Here is a 16,909-nt window from a genome sequence, read left to right as displayed (position 1 = left end):
CACCATGCGACGCGCCCTGACGACCGCCCTCGCGGTCAGCGCCCTCGTGCTGGCCGGGTGCTCCGGCGACGAGGACCCCGGGACCACGCCGAGCACCGCGCCCGGCGACGCACCGGCGAGCACCGGCGCCCCCGCCCCGACCGCCCCGACGGACGCGGTCGAGGAGACCTCCGACGAGACGTCGAGCACCGCGGACCCCGACGCCGGGGGCGAGGTCGAGGGTGGCGAGGAGGGCCAGGCGGCGGCCGACGTCGCCAAGGAGTTCCTCCTGGCGATGGTCGACGCGGACCCGCGGGCCTGCGACTACCTCCTGTCCTTCACCGACATCGAGCGCCCGATGACCGCGGTCAAGGCCGACCACGAGATGTGCGTCGAGCTGCTGCCCGAGGTGCTCAAGGCCGAGACCGAGGCGCAGGGCCTGGACCCCGCGGCGGCCGCCGCGCTGCAGGGCCTGCAGATCACCGGCGCCGACGTCGACGGCGACACCGCGGTCGTCGACGGCGACAACTACGCCGAGGAGTTCGCCGAGCCGATGGGCCGGACGACGATCACGCTGAAGCAGATCGACGGCGAGTGGTACGTCGACCTCGACAACTCCTTCGCCGCCCCGACCGAGCAGTGAGCGGCGTTGGCGACCTCGCGGTCCCGCCCGGCGCCACCTGGGACGACCTGGCCCCAGACCTGCGCGGGCTCCTGGACGCCTCGCCGCACGCCCCCCGCGCGGTGACCCTCGCCACCTCGGGCTCCTCCGGCACCCCCAAGCGCGTCCGCCTGCCCGGCGCCGCGCTGCGCGCCTCCGGCGAGGCCACCGCCGCGCTCCTCGGCGGCCACGGCCGCTGGGTGCTCGCGCTGCCCACCCACCACGTCGCCGGCCTGCAGGTCCTCGCCCGTTCGGCGCTGGCCGGCACCGACCCGGTGGCGCTCGAGCCTGGCGCACCCTTCACCGCCGAGGCGTTCGCCCGCGCTGTCGACCGGCTCGGTACCCCGTCCACGTCGGCGCCGCTGCGGCTCGTCTCGCTCGTGCCCACCCAGCTCGCCCGTCTCCTCGACCACGCCGCGGGCACCCGGGCGCTGCAGGAGATCGACGCGGTCCTGCTCGGCGGGGCGGCGGCGGACGCCGGCCTGCTCGGGCGCGCGCGCGAGGCCGGCGCGCGCGTCGTCACCACCTACGGGATGAGCGAGACCAGCGGCGGCTGCGTCTACGACGGGGCCCCGCTGCGCGACGTCCGGGTGCGGGTCGAGGAGGACGGTCGGGTCAGCCTCGGCGGGCCGGTCCTCGCCGAGGGCTACGCCGACCGGCCGGACCTCACCGCCGAGCGTTTCCGCACCGACGCGGACGGGACCCGCTGGTTCCGCACCGACGACCGCGGGGTATGGCGCGCAGGTCGCCTCACCGTCCTCGGCCGCCTCGACGACGTCATCGTCACCGGCGGTCACAAGGTGGAGCCCCGCGACGTCGAGACCGCGCTGCGCCGGCTGCCGGGGGTGAGCGACGCGCTCGTCGTCGGCGTCGCCGACCCGGAGTGGGGTCATCGGGTCGCCGCGCTCCTCGTCCCGTCCGGGCAGCCGCTGCCCACGGACCGGCTGCGGCGCTCCCTCTCGCCCGGACTGCCCCGGCACGCGGTGCCCCGGCAGGTGGTCTGGCGCGACTCCCTACCCCTGCTGGAGTCGGGCAAGCCCGACCGGGCCGCCGCCCGCGAGCTGCTCGGGGAGGGCTGAGGGCACGACCACCCAGGTCGCGGTGGCAGAATGGGGGGTCAGTCCCCACAACCAGGAGGAGAGGCTCGTGCCACGCGTGCTCGCCGCGGTCGCGGTGCTCGCCTTCACGATCTACTGCGTCGTCGACGCGGTGCAGACCGAGGATGAGCAGGTGCGCGGCGTCCCCAAGCTGCTCTGGCTGGTGATGATCCTGCTCTTCCCGCTGGTGGGAGGCGCGGCCTGGCTCGTCGCGGGCCGGCCGACCAGCATCCTGGAGACCCTCCTCGGCCCGCGCGGCGGGGGCGGGCCGCAGGGCCCGGTCGGCCCCGACGACGACCCGGACTTCCTCAAGCGCCTGTAAAGGACCCCCTACGTGGCAACCCTCGCCCAGTGGACCGAGGGGGCGCGCCCCCGCACGCTCCCGGCCGCCGTCGCCCCCGTCCTGGTGGGGACGGCTTCCGCGCACGCCCTCGGCAGCTCCGACCTCGCCCTGGCCCTGCTCGCGCTGCTCGTGGCCCTCGGCCTCCAGGTCGGCGTCAACTTCGCCAACGACTACTCCGACGGGATCCGCGGCACCGACGAGGACCGGGTCGGACCGGTCCGGCTGGTCGGTCAGCGGCTCGCGGACCCGGGCACCGTCAAGGCGGCGGCCTTCGCGTGCTTCTTCGCGGCGTGCGTGCTGGGCCTGGCCCTGGTGGCCCTGTCCGAGACCTGGGCGCTCCTGCTCGTGGGCGCCACCGCGGTGTGGGCCGCCTGGAACTACACCGGCGGGTCGCGGCCCTACGGCTACCGGGGGCTGGGCGAGGTCATGGTCTTCCTCTTCTTCGGGCTGTTCGCGGTGCTCGGCACCACCTGGACCCAGGCGCACCGACTCGACCTCGCCTCCGTCGCCGGCGCCGTCGGCTGCGGCGCGCTGGCCTGCGCGATCCTGGTGACCAACAACCTGCGCGACCTCGAGGGCGACAGGGCAGCCGGCAAGCGCACCCTGGCCGTGCGGCTCGGCTTCGCCCGCACCAGGGAGCTCTACACCTGGCTGGTCGTCGGGGCGTTCGTCATGGTGCTCGTCGCGGCCGTGGCCCACCCCACCGCGCTCGTCGGTCTGCTCGCCGCTCCGCTGGCGCTGGGCCCGCTGCGCGTCGTGCGCAGCGACGCGGTCGGCCGGGAGCTGCTGCCGGCGCTGGCCCGGACCGGCGTCCTCCAGCTGGGCTACGCGGTCGCGCTGACGATCGGGCTGGCGCTCGCGCCGCTCGTGGGCTGAGCGTCGAGGCCCGGCCCGGCGCTCAGACCCGCTGACCACCGACCGCCGACGCAACCGGGGCGAGTGCAGGGGTTCGGTCGGCTCCCCGCGCTCACCGCCGACGCAACCGGGGCGAGTGCAGGGGTTCGGTCGACACCCCGCGCTGACCGCCGACGCAACCGGGGCGAGTGCAGGGGTTCGGTCGACCGCCCGACGCCCCGGCCCCGCTCAGGCCCGCCCGTCCGCCTCGGCGTCCTCGTCCTCCTCGGCCGAGTGGTCCAGCCCGCTCTCCCGGCGCTTGCGCGTGACGCGACCACCCACCCGCCGCTCGATGCCGGAGGCGATCGCCTCACGGTCCCGGGCGAGCAGGAAGTAGGAGACCACCATCGAGGCCAGCGCGGCGACCACGGCCGCGGGCAACAGGTCCATCTTGAGCAGCAGCAGCAGCGCGAAGAAGAAGGCGAAGACCATCACCCTCATCACGGAGTAGCGGAAGGCGACCACTACGCCACCCCGGAGTAGCTGTGCAGGCCGGTGATGAGCAGGTTGACCACCGTGTAGTTGAGGATGATGCAGACGAAGCCGGCGATCGCCACCCACGTCGAGCGGCGCGCCGACCAACCGGTGGTCGCGCGGGCGTGCAGGTAGGCGGCGTACACGACCCAGATCACGAAGGTCCAGGTCTCCTTGGGGTCCCAGCCCCAGTAGCGGCCCCACGCCTGCTCGGCCCAGATCGCGCCGGACATCAGCGCGAAGGTCCACAGCGGGAAGGCGAAGATGTGGATCCCGTAGGTCATCCGCTCCAGCGCCTGGCCGGTCGGCAGGGCGGCCAGCCACCCTCGCACGTCACCGCGGGACTCGGCCCGGTCCTTGAGCAGGTAGGCCGTGGCGAGCGCGGCACCGATGGTGAAGAGGCCGACGGACAGGGTGGCGACGGTCACGTGGATGACCAGCCAGATGTTGTCCAGGGCGGGCATCAGCTGGGACGCCTCGGTGTACCACCACAGCCGGGCGGCGCCCAGGATGACGAGCACGGGCAGCACGACGAAGGCGCCCAGCCACAGCCGGTCCTTGCGCAGGCTCCAGACGGAGTAGATCACCAGCGCGAACGCGGAGGCCATGAGCGAGAACTCGTACATGTTGCCCAGCGGGGCGCGCGAGACGGACAGCGCCCGCAGGGCGGTGCCGCCGACGACCGCGAAGGTCGCCAGCCAGGTCAGCTGCAGCCCGATCACGCCCCAGCGCCGCGAAGGAGCGGGGTCGCTCGCGGACCCTCCGGGCGTCGAGGGCGGGACGTCCGCCTCCCGGGCCGCCTCGGGCGACCCGGCGCCGGCACCCACCAGGACCCTGCTCTCCGCGCGGCTCTGGCGGGCGGTGCCGGTCAGCGCCAGGTGCAGCGAGAACGCCAGCATCGCCAGCGCCAGCACGATGATCGCGCCCCAGATCAGGTAGTCGGAGGCGGCTGCGAGGGTCGGGTCGGTCATCAGGTGTCGTCCTTGTCTGTCACCACGCGCCCGCCGGAGGCGGCCACGGTCCGTGCGAGAACCTGGTCGACGAGGTCGTCCAGGCCGGGGTCGGTGCCCTTGGGCAGTCCGGCGACGGTCACTCCAGTATGCAGCGCGGCGTCGCCCGGGTGCTCCTGGGCGCCGGAGGGGCCGGCCGGTGCCACGCGCACGAAGACCCGGCGGCGCCGCACGCCGAGCGTGAGCACGAGCCCGAGCAGCGCCAGACCGGCGAAGAGGAGGGCCGGGGTGCGCCCGGGGTCGTGCCGGACCAGCAGCCCGCCCCAGCGGATCACCGACTCCATCTCGATGGTGCCGCGGTCGTCGGGCAGCTCGAGCACGTCGCCCGGCTCGAGCAGGAGGCGCAGCGGCTCGCCGCCCTCCTGCTGCAGCTGGGTCATCGAATCCGTCTCGATCGAGAAGACCGACTGCGCCCGCCCCTCGGGGAACAGGTCTCCCTCGAAGGCGGTGAGCACCAGCGCGGGCGCGACCAGACCGGGGAAGGATGAGGTCGGGCCGAGTCCCTCGACGAACTCCAGGGTCGGCAGGAAGCCGCCGACAAAACCTAGGCCCGGCGAGGCCGCCGGGACCTTGATCACGCCCTGGGAGGAGTAGTTGTTGTCCTGCGGCAGGAAGGTCACCGCGTCGCTGAAGAGGATCTTGCCCCCGGCGTCCCGCACCGTGACCACCGGTGCGTAGCCGTTGCCGAGGAGGAAGACCGAGGTGCCGGCCACGTGCAGCGGCTTGTTGACGGCGAAGGCCCTCGTCTCCGGCGCGTCCGCGCCGCGCTGGACCGTGGCGTCCCCGGCGAAGACCCGCGGCTGGCCGAACTGGGCGCCCTGCGCCTCGTGCTCGAACTGCACGTCCAGGTCGTCCAGTCGCAGCGAGAACACCGGCAGGTCGTCCGGGTTCACGAGCGGGCCGAGGTTGAGCGTGTCGAAGCTGGCCGCGCCCGTGGTGAAGGTCTCCCCCTCCTTGAGGATGATCTCGCCGCGCCAGCCGAAGAGGTGGCCCACCGCCACCGAGACGATCACCCCGAGGATCGCCAGGTGGAAGAGCAGGTTGCCGGTCTCCTTCAGGTAGCCCTTCTCGGCGGAGACGACCAGCGCCCCCTCCTCCTCGGCCCGGACCCGGTAGCGGCGCCGGACCAGCTCGGCCCGGGCTGCGGCCACCACGTCCCCCGCCGGGGCGTCGAGCACGGCCTCGGCGCGCGAGGGCATCCTCGTCAGCCGGGACGGCGTGCGGGGCGGCTGGGCGCGCATCGCCTGCAGGTGCAGGCGCAGCCGCGGCAGCACGCAGCCGACCAGGCTGATCATCAGCAGCAGGTAGATCGAGGCGAACCACGGCGAGGCGTAGACGTCGAACATACCGACCCGGTCCAGCCACGGCCCGGCGTCCGGGTGCTCCTCCAGGTAGGTGCGCACCCGGGAGGGGTCCACGCCGCGCTGGGGGAAGATCGAGCCGGGGATCGCGGCGACCGCGAGCAGGAGCAGCAGCGCCAGCGCGGTGCGCATGCTGGTCAGCTGCCGCCACGTCCAGCGCAGCCAGCCCACGAGACCGATCGCGCCCTTGCCGCCACCGCCGCCACGACCACCGAGCTTGGTGCGGTCCTTGGGGTAGTCCGGCTCGATCCGGGCGGGAGTCTCCGTGGCCATGTCAGATCACCGTCGTGAAGGAGCTGGTCAGGCGGGACTGGATCCACGCGGTCGCCTCGGCCCACACGCCCAGGACCATGAGCAGGCCGAGGACGACGAGCAGGCCGCCACCCACGCGCTGCACCACCAGGTAGTGGTCGCGCAGCCAGCGCGAGCCCCGGGAGACCCGTCCCACGCCCGCGGCCACGAGCACGAACGGCAGGCCCAGCCCCACGCAGTAGGCCACGGCAAGCACCAGCGCCCGCCCCACCGCGCCGTCACCGGGCAGGATCGAGGTGCCCAGCGTCTGGATCGCCGCGAGCGCCGGGCCGGTGCAGGCGGAGAAGCCCAGCCCGAACACGACCCCGAGCAGCGGTGCCCCGCCCAGCCCCGCGGCCGGCCGCCAGCGGACCGTCACGCCGCCCGTCGGCTGCAGGAGCATGACCAGACCGAGAGCGACCACGACTGCGCCGCCGAGCCGCAGCAGCAGCCCCTGGTGCTGCGCCAGGGCCAGCCCGAGGGAGGAGATGACCACGCTCATCGCGATGAAGACGGCGGAGAAGCCGGCCACGAACAGCAGGGTCCCGGTGACCACGCGCCACCGGCCCGCCCGGACGTCGGCGCGGCCGGGCGCGGGCGCCATACCCCCGACGTAGCCGAGGAAGCCCGGGACGAGCGGCAGCACGCAGGGGCTGGCGAAGGAGACCAGCCCGGCCAGCGCGGCGACGGCGACGGCCAGCAGGAGCGGGCCGGAGAGGACCAGCTCGCTCACCCGGTCTCCCCCTGGGCGAGCACGTCGTCGACGAGGCCGCGCAGCGTGGAGGCGTCGACGGGGCCGTTGACCCGCGCGGCGACCCGGCCCTGCTGGTCGAGCAGGATCGTGGAGGGGGTCGCGACAGCCAGGCTGCCCAGCTGAGCGCGGGTGCGCCCGCCGTCGTCCTGGAGGGAGGGGTAGGGCACGGCGTACTTGTCCTGGAAGGCCTGGGCGTTCTGCACCGAGTCGCGACTGTTGACGCCGATGAACCGCACCGGCTCCCCCGCCTCCTCGAGGGCAGCGGCGACCTCGACGAGCTCGGGCGTCTCCTCCACGCAGGGTCCGCACCAAGAGCCCCAGACGTTGATGACGACGACCTCGCCGACGTGGTCCGCCGAGCTCCAGGCCTCCTCGTCCAGGGTGGTGCCCGTCAGGGTGATCTGGGTCTGCCGCTGCTCGGGCGCGAGCGCCTCGACGGTCCCGTCGCCGGCGACGTAGCCCTTCTGGTCGCCCTGGCGCATCTGGTCGTTGATCGTAGAGCCCTGGTCGCTGCAGCCGGCGAGCAGCAGGGCGGCCGCGGTGGCGGCGACCAGGGGTATGCGGCGTGCCGGCGTCACCGGATCGTCCGCCCCGAGGCGCCGGTCACGTCGAGCGCCCCGACCAGCAGGTGGCGGGCCGGCTCGGCGTAGTCGATGCCCACCGGGTCGGTGCCGTGGAAGGTCACGCTGGTGACCGAGGCCAGGCTGCACTCGCGACGACGCGGGTGGTGCCAGAGCCGCGTGCGCTCCAGGGAGCGGCGCAGCGTCCAGACCGGGAGCTGGTGGCTGACCATGACCGCCTCGTGGCCCTCGGCCCGGGCACGGGCCACCTCGAGCGCCTCGGTCATCCGGGCCGCGATCTCGGCGTAGGGCTCGCCCCAGGAGGGGGTGAAGGGGTTGGTGTAGGCCTTCCAGTGCCGACGTCGCCACAGGGCACCCTCGCCCCGACCCACCTGCAGCCCCTGGAAGTGGTTGGCCGACTCGGTGAGCCGGTCGTCGACCGCGACGGAGAGCCGGTGCGCGGCCGCGATCGGCGCCGCGGTCTCCTGCGCCCGCTCCAGCGGGGAGGCGACGACGTAGGTGATGTCCTGCTCGGCCAGCGAGTCGGCGGCCGCCTGCGCCATCGCCCGACCCCGCTCGGAGAGGTGGTAGCCGGGCAGCTGGCCGTAGAGCACGCCGTCGGGGTTGTGCACCTCGCCGTGGCGCACGACGTGCACGACGGTCACGGGCGTCCCGTCGGGCAGGGTCCTGGCCTCGTGCGCGGGCGCCCCCCGGGGTCGCTCGCGGGCAGCGTCAGGCTCGCGGGCAGGGTCGGACATGGCCCGGATTCTCCCACGCGATCCTGAGACGGTCCTGACCACCTGCGCGACCCGCTCAGGCGATCTCGGCCGCCGACTCCTCGATCGCGCGGACGGTCGTCTCGACAGCGTCGTCACCGTGCGCCGCCGAGACGAACCACACCTCGTAGCAGCTCGGCGGCAGGTGGACGCCACGGCGCAGCATCGCGTGGAAGAACCGGCCGAACCGCTGCGCGTCCTGCTCCCGCGCGTCGTCATAGTCGCGGACCTCGCCCTCGCGGAAGAAGACGCTGAACATCGAGCCCACCCGCTGCACCCTGTGGGCGATGCCGTGCCGCCCGAAGGAGTCCCTCACCGCGGTCGTCAGCGCGTCGGCGACCTCCTCGAGCCGGGCGTAGACCTGCGGGGTGCAGGCCTGGAGCGTGGCCAGACCCGCGGCGGAGGCGACGGGGTTCCCGGACAGGGTGCCCGCCTGGTAGACCGGCCCCTCCGGGGCGAGCATCGCCATGACCTCGGCGCGGCCGCCGAAAGCCGCAGCCGGGAAGCCGCCGCCCATGACCTTGCCGAAGGTGAACAGGTCCGGCGCGCCGGAGGCCGGGACGCCCTCGAGGCCGAGCCAGCCGGCGGTCGAGGCCCGGAAGCCGGTCATCACCTCGTCGCTGACCAGCAGCGCACCGTGCTCGGCGGTGATCCGCCGCAGCCCCTCGGTGAAGCCGGGCGCCGGCGGGACGACGCCCATGTTGCCCGGCGCCGCCTCGGTGATGACCGCGGCGATCTGCTGGCCGCGCTCGGCGAACGCCTGCTCCACGGCCGCCAGGTCGTTGTAGGGCAGCACGATCGTCTCCCCCGCCGCGCTGGCCGGGACGCCCGGGCTGTCGGGCAGGCCGAAGGTCGCCACCCCCGAGCCGGCCGAGGCCAGGAGCGCGTCGACGTGCCCGTGGTAGCAGCCGGCGAACTTCACCACGGCCGAGCGTCCCGTGACGCCGCGCGCCAGGCGGATCGCGCTCATCGTCGCCTCGGTGCCCGAGTTGACCAGGCGCACCTGCTCCAGCGACGGGACCCGGCGCACGATCTCCTCGGCGAGCAGCACCTCGCGCCTGCTGGGCGTCCCGAAGGAGAAGCCGTCGGCCGCAGCCTGGCGGACCGCCCGCGCCACGTCCGGGTGCGCGTGCCCGAGGATCATCGGCCCCCACGAGCAGACCAGGTCGACGTAGCGCCGTCCGTCCGCGTCCCACATCCAGGGCCCCTCGCCGCGCACCATGAACCGCGGCGTCCCGCCCACGGAGCCGTAGGCCCGCACCGGGGAGTTCACCCCGCCGGGGATCACCTCACGGGCACGGCGCAGCAGCTCCTCGGAGGCGGGCGCGGTGTCGGGGTAGGGGGGGTTCGGTGCGTGGGTGCCCTCGGACGTCATGCGCCAAGCCTGACACGCTCACGCCCGGCTCCTGCGCGAGCGTCCGCCACCACGGCCAGGGTCGGTGTCCCGGGTGCCACCGGGTTTCCTCCTTCGGACATCGACGACTGTCGATGTACTCTGCTGGCGTGCCCCAGCCCACCGCCCCCGCGCGCGTGCACCTGTCGACGACGGACACGTACCTGCCCGTCTGGATCGGCGTGGCGATGGTCGCCGGGCTGCTCCTGGGGCGTCTCGTACCAGGCCTGGGCGAGGCGCTCGGCGCCGTGGAGGTCGACGGCGTCTCGCTGCCGATCGCGCTCGGCCTGCTCGTGATGATGTACCCCGTCCTGGCCAAGGTCCGCTACGACCGCCTCGACACCGTGGTCGGCGACCGACGGATGCTCCTCAGCTCCCTCGTCCTCAACTGGGTGGTCGGGCCCGCGGTGATGTTCGCGCTGGCCTGGGCCCTGCTGGCCGACCTGCCGGAGTACCGCACCGGCCTCATCATCGTCGGCCTCGCCCGCTGCATCGCGATGGTGATCATCTGGAACGACCTGGCCTGCGGCGACCGCGAGGCCGCCGCCGTGCTGGTCGCGATCAACTCGGTCTTCCAGGTGGTCGCCTTCGCCGGTCTCGGCTGGTTCTACCTCGCGGTGCTGCCGGGCTGGCTCGGCCTGGAGCAGGCCGCCCTCGACGTCTCCGCGTGGCAGATCGCCAAGTCGGTCCTGATCTTCCTCGGCGTCCCGCTGCTCGCCGGCTGGCTCTCCCGCGTCTGGGGCGAGCGGGCCAGGGGTCGCACCTGGTACGAGGAGCGCTTCCTGCCGGTGGTCGGGCCGTGGGCGCTGCGCGGACTGCTCTTCACGATCGTCATCCTCTTCGCCCTCCAGGGCGAGCAGATCACCTCCCGTCCGCTGGACGTGGTCCGCATCGCGGTGCCGCTACTCGTCTACTTCGCCCTCATGTGGGGCGTGGGCTACCTGCTCGGCAAGGGACTGGGTATGTCGTACGAGCGCACCACCACCCTCGCCTTCACCGCGGCCGGCAACAACTTCGAGCTGGCGATCGCCGTGGCCATCGCGACCTTCGGCGTCACCTCCGGCCAGGCCCTGGCCGGTGTCGTCGGCCCGCTCATCGAGGTGCCGGTCCTCGTCGGTCTCGTCTACGTCTCCCTCGCCCTGCGCGACCGTTTCCCCCACCAGGAGGCCGCCCGTGCCGATGCCTAGGCCCGCCGTCCTGCTCGTCGACGTCCACGACGCCGGCCGCTGCGATTGACGTGCACGTCAGTGGAGGGTGGTGGTCGCTGGAGCGACCACGACACTCACCCTTGCCGAGCAGGTGGCCCCGTCAGCTCCAGGAAGGCGCGCAGCCGCTCCACCGTCTCCGGACGGACCGTGTAGTGCACCCACCTCCCGCGCCGCTCCCGCTCCAGCAGTCCGGCGCGGCGCAGCTTGCCCGTGTGGAAGGAAAGGGTCGGTTGGGTGATCCCGAGGGCGTCAGGGAGATGGCACGCGCACGCGGTGCCGGACTGCGAACCTGCCAGGTACTGCAGCAGCCGCACCCTCGTCGGGTCCGCCAGCGCCCGGAAGAGCCCGGCCAGGTCCTCGGCCTGCTCGCGGGGCAGCAGCTCGGACTCCGAGCCCGCGCAGCACAGTTCCTCCTGCGGGCCTGCCGGGACAGGATGCGCGCGGACCTGGGTCATTCCGAGCAGGTTACGCCGCGCATCGACGACCGTCCATGTCGCAGACGGACGCCTCAGCGCACGTCGGCGGCCTGACCGCTGTTGCGGTTGGCTCGCACCACCCGGGCCATGAGCTCGCCGTAGCCGAGCAGCTCCTCGCGGCTCAGGTGGTCGAGCAGCGCGTGCCGGACGCTCTCCACGTGGACCGGCGCCAACGCCTCCACGGTGCATCGTCCCTCGTCGGTGAGGACGAGCAGCACCCCGCGCCCGTCCCCGGTGGCCCGGTCCCGCCGCACCCAGCCGCGCCGCTCCAGCCGCGTGGCGGTGTGGCTCACCCGGCTGCGGGACTGCACGACGAGATCGGCCAGCATCGCCATCCGCAGCCGTCGACCCGGTGCCTCGGAGAGCATCGAGAGCAGCTCGTACTCCCCGAACCCGACGTCGTGCGCCGCGAGGGCCTCCTCCATCGTCTGGCGCATCAGGTGCCAGGAGCGCAGGATGGCCCGCCAGGCCTGCTGTTCCTGCGGGTCCAGCCACCGCGTCGCCCCGTCCTCGCTCACGCCCGCTGCTCCGCGAGCAGGCGCGCGGCGTGCACGGCGTAGTAGGTGAGCACGACCTGGGCCCCGGCGCGCCGGACCGAGGTGAGGGTCTCCATCACCATCCGGTCCCGGTCGACCCACCCGCGCTGCGCGGCAGCCTCGATCATCGAGTACTCCCCGCTGACCTGGTAGGCCGCGACCGGCACGTCGGCGACCTCCACGACGTCGCTGAGCACGTCGAGGTAGGGTAGCGCCGGCTTGACCATGACCATGTCGGCGCCCTCGGCCAGGTCGAGCCGCAGCTCGCGCAGCGCCTCGGTCCGGTTCGCGGGGTCCTGCTGGTATGTCGTGCGGTCCCCGGTCAGCGTGGAGGCCACCGCCTCGCGGAACGGTCCGTAGCAGGCGGAGGCGTACTTGGCCGTGTAGGCCAGCACCGCGACGTCCTCGTGGCCGGCGGCGTCGAGAGCCTCGCGGACCACGCGCACCTGTCCGTCCATCATCCCGCTCGGCCCGACCACGTGCGCACCGGCGGCGGCCTGCGCGAGCGCCATCTCGGCATACCGCACGAGAGTGGCGTCGTTGTCGACCCGGCCGCGCCCGTCGAGCACGCCGCAGTGGCCGTGGTCGGTGAACTCGTCCAGGCACAGGTCGCTCATCAGGACCGTGCGCTGGCCCAGCTCCTCGCGCAGCAGCCGCAGCGCCCGGTTGAGGATTCCGTCGGGTTCGGTGCCGGCGGTGCCGGCTGCGTCCTTGTCCTCGTCACGGGGGACGCCGAAGACCATGATCCCGCCGACGCCGGCCTCGACCGCCTCGCTGGCCGCCGCGAGCAGACTGTCCGGCGTGTGCTGCACGACGCCCGGCATCGAGCCGATCGGCTGCGCCTCGGTGATGCCGTCACGGACGAAGACGGGCAGCACCAGGTCGGCGGGGTGCAGCCGCGTCTGCGCGACGAGCCGGCGGACCGCCGGGGTGGCGCGCAGCCGGCGGGGCCGCTCGTGCGGCACCGTGACGGTCGGCTCCCTCCCGGCCGTCCCGCTCACCTGCGGGACCTGGAGCGCCGCCCGGTCGTGCGCTGCTGGCTGGGGCGCAGCACCGGGCGACCCTCCGCGCGGACCGCCGCGGCCGCGGCACGGGCGTGCTGGGCCAGGGCGTCCACGAGCACGACCGCGTCCGGCTCCGGCGCCACGACGTCGACCCGCAGCCCGTGCTCCTCGGCGGTCTTGGCGGTGGCGGGGCCGATGCAGGCCACGACCGTGGTCGGGTGCGGCTTGCCCGCGATACCGACGAGGTTGCGCACCGTGGAGGAGGAGGTGAAGCACACCGCGTCGAAGGCGCCGCCCTTGATCGCCTCGCGCACCGGCGCGGCCGGCGGGGCCGCACGCACGGTCCGGTAGGCCGTGACGTCGTCGACCTCCCAGCCGCCCTCCTGCAGACCGGCCACGAGGGTGTCGGTCGCGATGTCCGCGCGGGGCAGGAAGACCCGGTTGATCGGGTCGAGCACCTCGTCGTACTGCGGCCATGCCTGCAGCAGGCCCCGGGCCGACTGCTCGCCCTCGGGGACGAGGTCGGGCTCCAGGCCCCAGTCGCGCAGGGCGGCGGCGGTCACCCCGCCCACGGCGGCGAGCTTGAGCCCGGAGAGGGCGCGAGCGTCCAGTCCGAGGGCCTCGAACTTCTCGCGCACCGCCCGCACCGCGTTGACCGAGGTGAAGCCCACCCACTCGTAGCGGCCGGTCACCATGCCGCCGATCGCGCGGTCCATCTGCTGCGGCGTGCGCGGGGGCTCGACGCTGATCGTCGGAACCACCGACGAGGTCGCGCCGTAGGAGGCGATGCGGTCGGTCATCGGCCCGGACTGCTCCTTGGTCCGCGGCACGAGGATCGACCAGCCGAAGAGCGGCTTGGTCTCGTACCAGGACAGCTCGGCGCGCAGCTCGACCTGGTGCCCGACGACCGCCACCGACGCGTCCGGGCAGGTGGCCCGGCCGGCCGCGAGGACCGCGATCGCGTCCTCGAGGGTGGTCACGTCGGTCGCCTGCGTGGTCGTGGTGCCGTGCTCGGTCAGGGCGACGGGCGTCTGCGGGTCGCGGCCGGCGGCGGCCAGGCCGCGCAGCGCCTCCAGCAGCGGGCGGCCGGTGCCCAGCACGACGACGGTGATGTCGTCGCGTGCGGACAGCGCCCAGTCGACCTGCGGGTCGTCGGCGGAGACCATGTGCAGGGAGCCGCTGCGCTCGTGCGCGGTGAGGGGCACGCCGGCGTAGGCGGGGACCGACCACGCGGTGCTGACGCCGGGCACGATCTCGAAGGGGACCCCGGCCTCGCGGCAGGCGAGCGCCTCGACGGCCAGCCCGCTGAAGGCGCTCGGGTCGCCGTCCATGAGGCGGACGACGAGCTGCGAGGGCGCGGAGCAGCGGCCGGCGGTGCGCACCAGGAGGGTGGCGCGGGCGGTCTCGCCGAGCGGCTTGGTCCCGGAGGACCGCTCGCTGGTGACGACGAACTCGACCTCCTCGCGGGTCCAGGCGCGCAGCTGCTCGACGTGGTCGGGCGAGTCGAGGACGACCACGTCCGCGGCGGCGAGGTAGTCGCGCGCCCGGACGGTGAGCAGCCCCGGATCACCCGGCCCGGCGCCGACGAAGGCCACCCGGGCGGCGTCGGGCTGCGACAGGGACGAGGGCGGCTGGTGCGCGGCTTGCAGGCTCACGTGGATCACGCTCCGGTGTGTGAGACCCCGGGTCCGCCGTCGGGACGGTCGGCGGACCGGGTGGGGTCGGGACGGTTCAACAGGTGCTCGGCCACGGTGCGGCCGAGCAGGACCGGGTCGGACCCGGTCTGCTCGTGGCGCTGCGGGTGCCGCAGCGCGACGAAGACGGAGAGGGTGAGGGGCGGGGTGGTGCGGCCCGCCTCCTCCGCGGGCGCGGGCCGCAGACCTGCCGGCGCGGCGTGAGCGCCCACCGGGGCCGTGCAGCCGGCCTCGAGCCGGGCGAGGACGGCGCGCTCGGCGGTGACGGCAGCGCGGGTCGGCGGGTGCTCCAGCGCGTCGGCGAGCAGGCCCCTGAGGTCGGCGTCGGTGACGACGACGCCAGGAGGCAGGTCGGCGAGCGCGGCGTGCCCGTCGCGGCACTCGACCGCGAGCGCACCCTGCCCGGGCGCGGGGAGCATGGTGCTCAGGTCGAGCCGCTCGGTGGCCTCGTCGAGGCGACCGAGCCGGGACAGCCCGGCGCAGGCGAGCACCACGGCGTCCAGCTCGCCGTCGCGGACCATGGCGATGCGGGTGCCGACGTTGCCCCGGATGTCGCGCACGTCGAGGTCGGGACGCAGCTGTGCCAGCTGCGCCGCGCGACGCGGCGAACCGGTGCCGACCCTCGCCCCCTCCGGCAGGGTCGCGAGCGTGAGGCCGTCACGGGCGACGAGGGCGTCGCGCGGGTCCTCGCGCTCGGGGACGGCGGCCACCACCAGGCCCGGCTCGGGCGTGGTCGGCAGGTCCTTGAGCGAGTGGACGGCCAGGTCGATGGTGCCCTCGTGCAGCGCCTCGCGCAGCGCGGAGGCGAAGACGCCGGTGCCGCCGATCTCGGAGAGGCTGGCTCGGGAGACGTCGCCCACGGTGCGCACCGGCACGAGCTCGACCTCGTACCCCGCGGCGCGGAGGTGGTCGGCCACCCAGCCGGACTGGCTGGTGGCGAGCTCGCTGGCCCGGGTGCCCAGGCGCAGCGCGCGTCCGGTCGCGTGCCGGTCGGCCACGTCGGCCACGTCGGCCACGTCGGCCAGGCGGTCCGGCGCCGCGTCCGGGCGCAGCATCCCGGCGGTCATCGCTCACCTCCGAGGTCCGCCACGTCGAGCGCGGGGGCGGCGTCCACCGCCACCTCGTTGGGGTCCAGGTCGAACAGCTCGCGCAGCACCTGCCCGTAGTCGGCCGGCTCCGGCCCCGAGGCGAGCTCCTTGACCCGGACGGTCGGGGTGTGCAGCAGCTTGTCGACCACGCGCTGGACGGTGCGGCGCACCTCGTGGCGCTCGTCGTCGGGCAGGTCCGGGACCCGCTGGTCCAGCCGCGCCATCTCCGCGTCGACGACGCGGGCGGCCCGGCTGCGCAGGGCGGCCAGGGTCGGGGCGAGGCGGGCGGCGCGGCGCTCGGTCAGGTAGCCGGCCACCTCGGCGCTCACCAGCTCCCGGACGGCGGTCACCGCGTCGTGCCGGGCCGCCCCTCCGGGCGCGCCGTCGAGCACGTCGCGCAGCTCCGCCAGCCCCCGGAGCCGGACCTCGGGCAGGGTCGCGACCTGCGGGTCGACGTCGCGCGGAAGGGCGAGGTCGAGGACGACCAGCGGCGAGGTGGTGCCCGCCCCGGCCCGGGCGCGGCCGAGCTCGTCGGCCCCGACGACGTGGCCCACGGCCCCGGTGCAGGTGAGGACGAGGTCGGCGGTTCCGAGCAGCGCGGGCAGGTCCGACCAGTCCGCGGCGGTGGCGCCGTGCTGGGCGGCGAGCCGGTCGGCACGGGCGCGGGTGCGGTTGACCACCGTGAGGTCGGCGAGGCCGGCCCGCCGCAGCTCGGCCACCGCCAGGCCGGACATGGCGCCGGCCCCGACGACCACGGCCCGTGCCGACACGAGCGAGGGCAGCTCCTCGGCCGCCAGCGCCAGGCCGACGCCCACCAGGGAGTGCGAGACCCGGTCGATGCCGGTCTCGGCGTGCGCGCGCTTGCCCACGCGCAGCGCCTGCTGGAGAAGGGTGTTGAGGGCGGGCCCGACGCGGCGGTCGAGCTGGCTGCGACGGAGCGCCTCGCGCAGCTGACCGAGCACCTGGCTCTCGCCGACGGCCATCGAGTCCAGCCCGCAGGCCACCTCGAACAGGTGCGCCACGGCCCGCTGGTCGTGGTGGACGTAGAGGTAAGGGGTGAGCTCCTGGCGCGCGACTCCGGTCGCCTCGGCGAGCGCCTCGCCGACCCGGACGAGGGCACCGTGGAAGGTGGCAGCCTCGACCACGACCTCGAGCCTGTTGCAGGTGGCCAGGACGAGCGACTCCTCGACGTGGTCGCCCGCGTGCAGCTGCATCGCCAGTGCGCGCGCCTGCTCGGCCCCGAGCGCGGCGCGCTCGAGCAGCTCCATGGGGGCCGTCCGGTGCGACAGCCCGACGACGAGCACGCTCAT

General features: G+C 74.5%; 18 protein-coding genes. 5 read left to right on the top strand and 13 right to left on the bottom strand.

The genetic code is table 11. From position 1 onward, the window contains the following. Positions 1-4 precede the first annotated feature (4 nt). The 4 genes from DV701_RS14850 (at position 5) to DV701_RS14835 (ending at position 2,956) form a co-directional block, all read left to right on the top strand. Positions 5-622: a hypothetical protein gene (locus DV701_RS14850; RefSeq protein WP_114929367.1), complete on the top strand. Its 618-nt coding sequence runs from the start codon at positions 5-7 to the stop codon at positions 620-622. Further along, positions 619-1,719: an o-succinylbenzoate--CoA ligase gene (menE, locus tag DV701_RS14845; protein WP_228255061.1), complete on the top strand. Its 1,101-nt coding sequence runs from the start codon at positions 619-621 to the stop codon at positions 1,717-1,719. Before DV701_RS14850 ends, menE begins: the two co-directional genes overlap by 4 nt. A gap of 67 nt (positions 1,720-1,786) precedes the next feature. Then, positions 1,787-2,059: a PLDc N-terminal domain-containing protein gene (locus DV701_RS14840; RefSeq protein WP_114929363.1), complete on the top strand. Its 273-nt coding sequence runs from the start codon at positions 1,787-1,789 to the stop codon at positions 2,057-2,059. Between the two features lie 12 nt (positions 2,060-2,071). Further along, entirely contained in the window at positions 2,072-2,956 is an 885-nt protein-coding gene (locus DV701_RS14835; RefSeq protein WP_114929361.1) for a 1,4-dihydroxy-2-naphthoate polyprenyltransferase, read from the top strand. Between the two features lie 207 nt (positions 2,957-3,163). On the opposite strand, the gene DV701_RS14830 is transcribed toward DV701_RS14835, so the two are convergent. From DV701_RS14830 to hemL, 7 genes are read right to left on the bottom strand one after another with little or no spacing between them, the layout of a single operon-like run. Further along, entirely contained in the window at positions 3,164-3,439 is a 276-nt protein-coding gene (locus DV701_RS14830) for a DUF4229 domain-containing protein (protein WP_114929359.1), read from the bottom strand. Then, positions 3,439-4,419 carry a c-type cytochrome biogenesis protein CcsB gene (ccsB, locus tag DV701_RS14825; RefSeq protein ID WP_114929357.1) on the bottom strand — a complete coding sequence of 327 codons (981 nt, stop codon included), beginning with the start codon at positions 4,417-4,419 and terminating at the stop codon, positions 3,439-3,441. The genes DV701_RS14830 and ccsB overlap by 1 nt, the downstream gene beginning before the upstream one ends. Continuing rightward, entirely contained in the window at positions 4,419-6,092 is a 1,674-nt protein-coding gene (gene resB / locus DV701_RS14820) for a cytochrome c biogenesis protein ResB (protein ID WP_114929355.1), read from the bottom strand. The genes ccsB and resB overlap by 1 nt, the downstream gene beginning before the upstream one ends. A 1-nt stretch (position 6,093) precedes the next feature. Next, positions 6,094-6,843: a cytochrome c biogenesis CcdA family protein gene (locus DV701_RS14815; protein ID WP_114929353.1), complete on the bottom strand. Its 750-nt coding sequence runs from the start codon at positions 6,841-6,843 to the stop codon at positions 6,094-6,096. Next, on the bottom strand, positions 6,840-7,442 hold the full coding sequence (locus DV701_RS14810; protein WP_228255060.1) for a TlpA family protein disulfide reductase: 603 nt from the start codon (positions 7,440-7,442) through the stop codon (positions 6,840-6,842). Before DV701_RS14810 ends, DV701_RS14815 begins: the two co-directional genes overlap by 4 nt. After that, entirely contained in the window at positions 7,439-8,182 is a 744-nt protein-coding gene (locus tag DV701_RS14805; RefSeq protein ID WP_114929351.1) for a histidine phosphatase family protein, read from the bottom strand. The genes DV701_RS14810 and DV701_RS14805 overlap by 4 nt, the downstream gene beginning before the upstream one ends. A gap of 55 nt (positions 8,183-8,237) precedes the next feature. Beyond that, positions 8,238-9,575: a glutamate-1-semialdehyde 2,1-aminomutase gene (hemL, locus tag DV701_RS14800; RefSeq protein ID WP_114929349.1), complete on the bottom strand. Its 1,338-nt coding sequence runs from the start codon at positions 9,573-9,575 to the stop codon at positions 8,238-8,240. Between the two features lie 128 nt (positions 9,576-9,703). On the opposite strand from hemL, the gene arsB reads away from it, so the two are divergent. Beyond that, on the top strand, positions 9,704-10,780 hold the full coding sequence (arsB, locus tag DV701_RS14795) for an ACR3 family arsenite efflux transporter (RefSeq protein ID WP_228255059.1): 1,077 nt from the start codon (positions 9,704-9,706) through the stop codon (positions 10,778-10,780). A 95-nt stretch (positions 10,781-10,875) separates the two neighbouring features. Here arsB and DV701_RS14790 read toward each other — a convergent pair whose 3' ends face one another. The 6 genes from DV701_RS14790 to DV701_RS14765 are packed head-to-tail and all read right to left on the bottom strand — an operon-like array spanning position 10,876 to position 16,909. Further along, positions 10,876-11,256, bottom strand: coding sequence for an ArsR/SmtB family transcription factor (locus tag DV701_RS14790; RefSeq protein ID WP_114929345.1), 381 nt, complete (start codon positions 11,254-11,256; stop codon positions 10,876-10,878). A 53-nt stretch (positions 11,257-11,309) separates the two neighbouring features. After that, positions 11,310-11,795, bottom strand: a complete 486-nt coding sequence (locus DV701_RS14785; protein ID WP_228255058.1) for a MarR family winged helix-turn-helix transcriptional regulator — start codon at positions 11,793-11,795, stop codon at positions 11,310-11,312. Then, a complete protein-coding gene (hemB, locus tag DV701_RS14780) occupies positions 11,792-12,814 on the bottom strand; it encodes a porphobilinogen synthase (protein ID WP_228255057.1) in 1,023 nt (340 codons plus the stop codon). Before hemB ends, DV701_RS14785 begins: the two co-directional genes overlap by 4 nt. Continuing rightward, positions 12,811-14,472, bottom strand: a complete 1,662-nt coding sequence (locus DV701_RS14775; RefSeq protein WP_202863550.1) for a bifunctional uroporphyrinogen-III C-methyltransferase/uroporphyrinogen-III synthase — start codon at positions 14,470-14,472, stop codon at positions 12,811-12,813. Before DV701_RS14775 ends, hemB begins: the two co-directional genes overlap by 4 nt. Before the next feature lie 5 nt (positions 14,473-14,477). Next, positions 14,478-15,578: a hydroxymethylbilane synthase gene (gene hemC / locus DV701_RS14770; protein ID WP_228255056.1), complete on the bottom strand. Its 1,101-nt coding sequence runs from the start codon at positions 15,576-15,578 to the stop codon at positions 14,478-14,480. Beyond that, complete coding sequence (locus DV701_RS14765) at positions 15,575-16,909, bottom strand: glutamyl-tRNA reductase (RefSeq protein ID WP_114929342.1); 1,335 nt, start codon at positions 16,907-16,909, stop codon at positions 15,575-15,577. Before DV701_RS14765 ends, hemC begins: the two co-directional genes overlap by 4 nt.

It is taken from the genome of Ornithinimicrobium avium (assembly GCF_003351765.1).
Taxonomy (GTDB): Bacteria; Actinomycetota; Actinomycetes; order Actinomycetales; family Dermatophilaceae; genus Ornithinicoccus; species Ornithinicoccus avius.
This window is presented reverse-complemented; position numbering and strand designations above follow the sequence as displayed.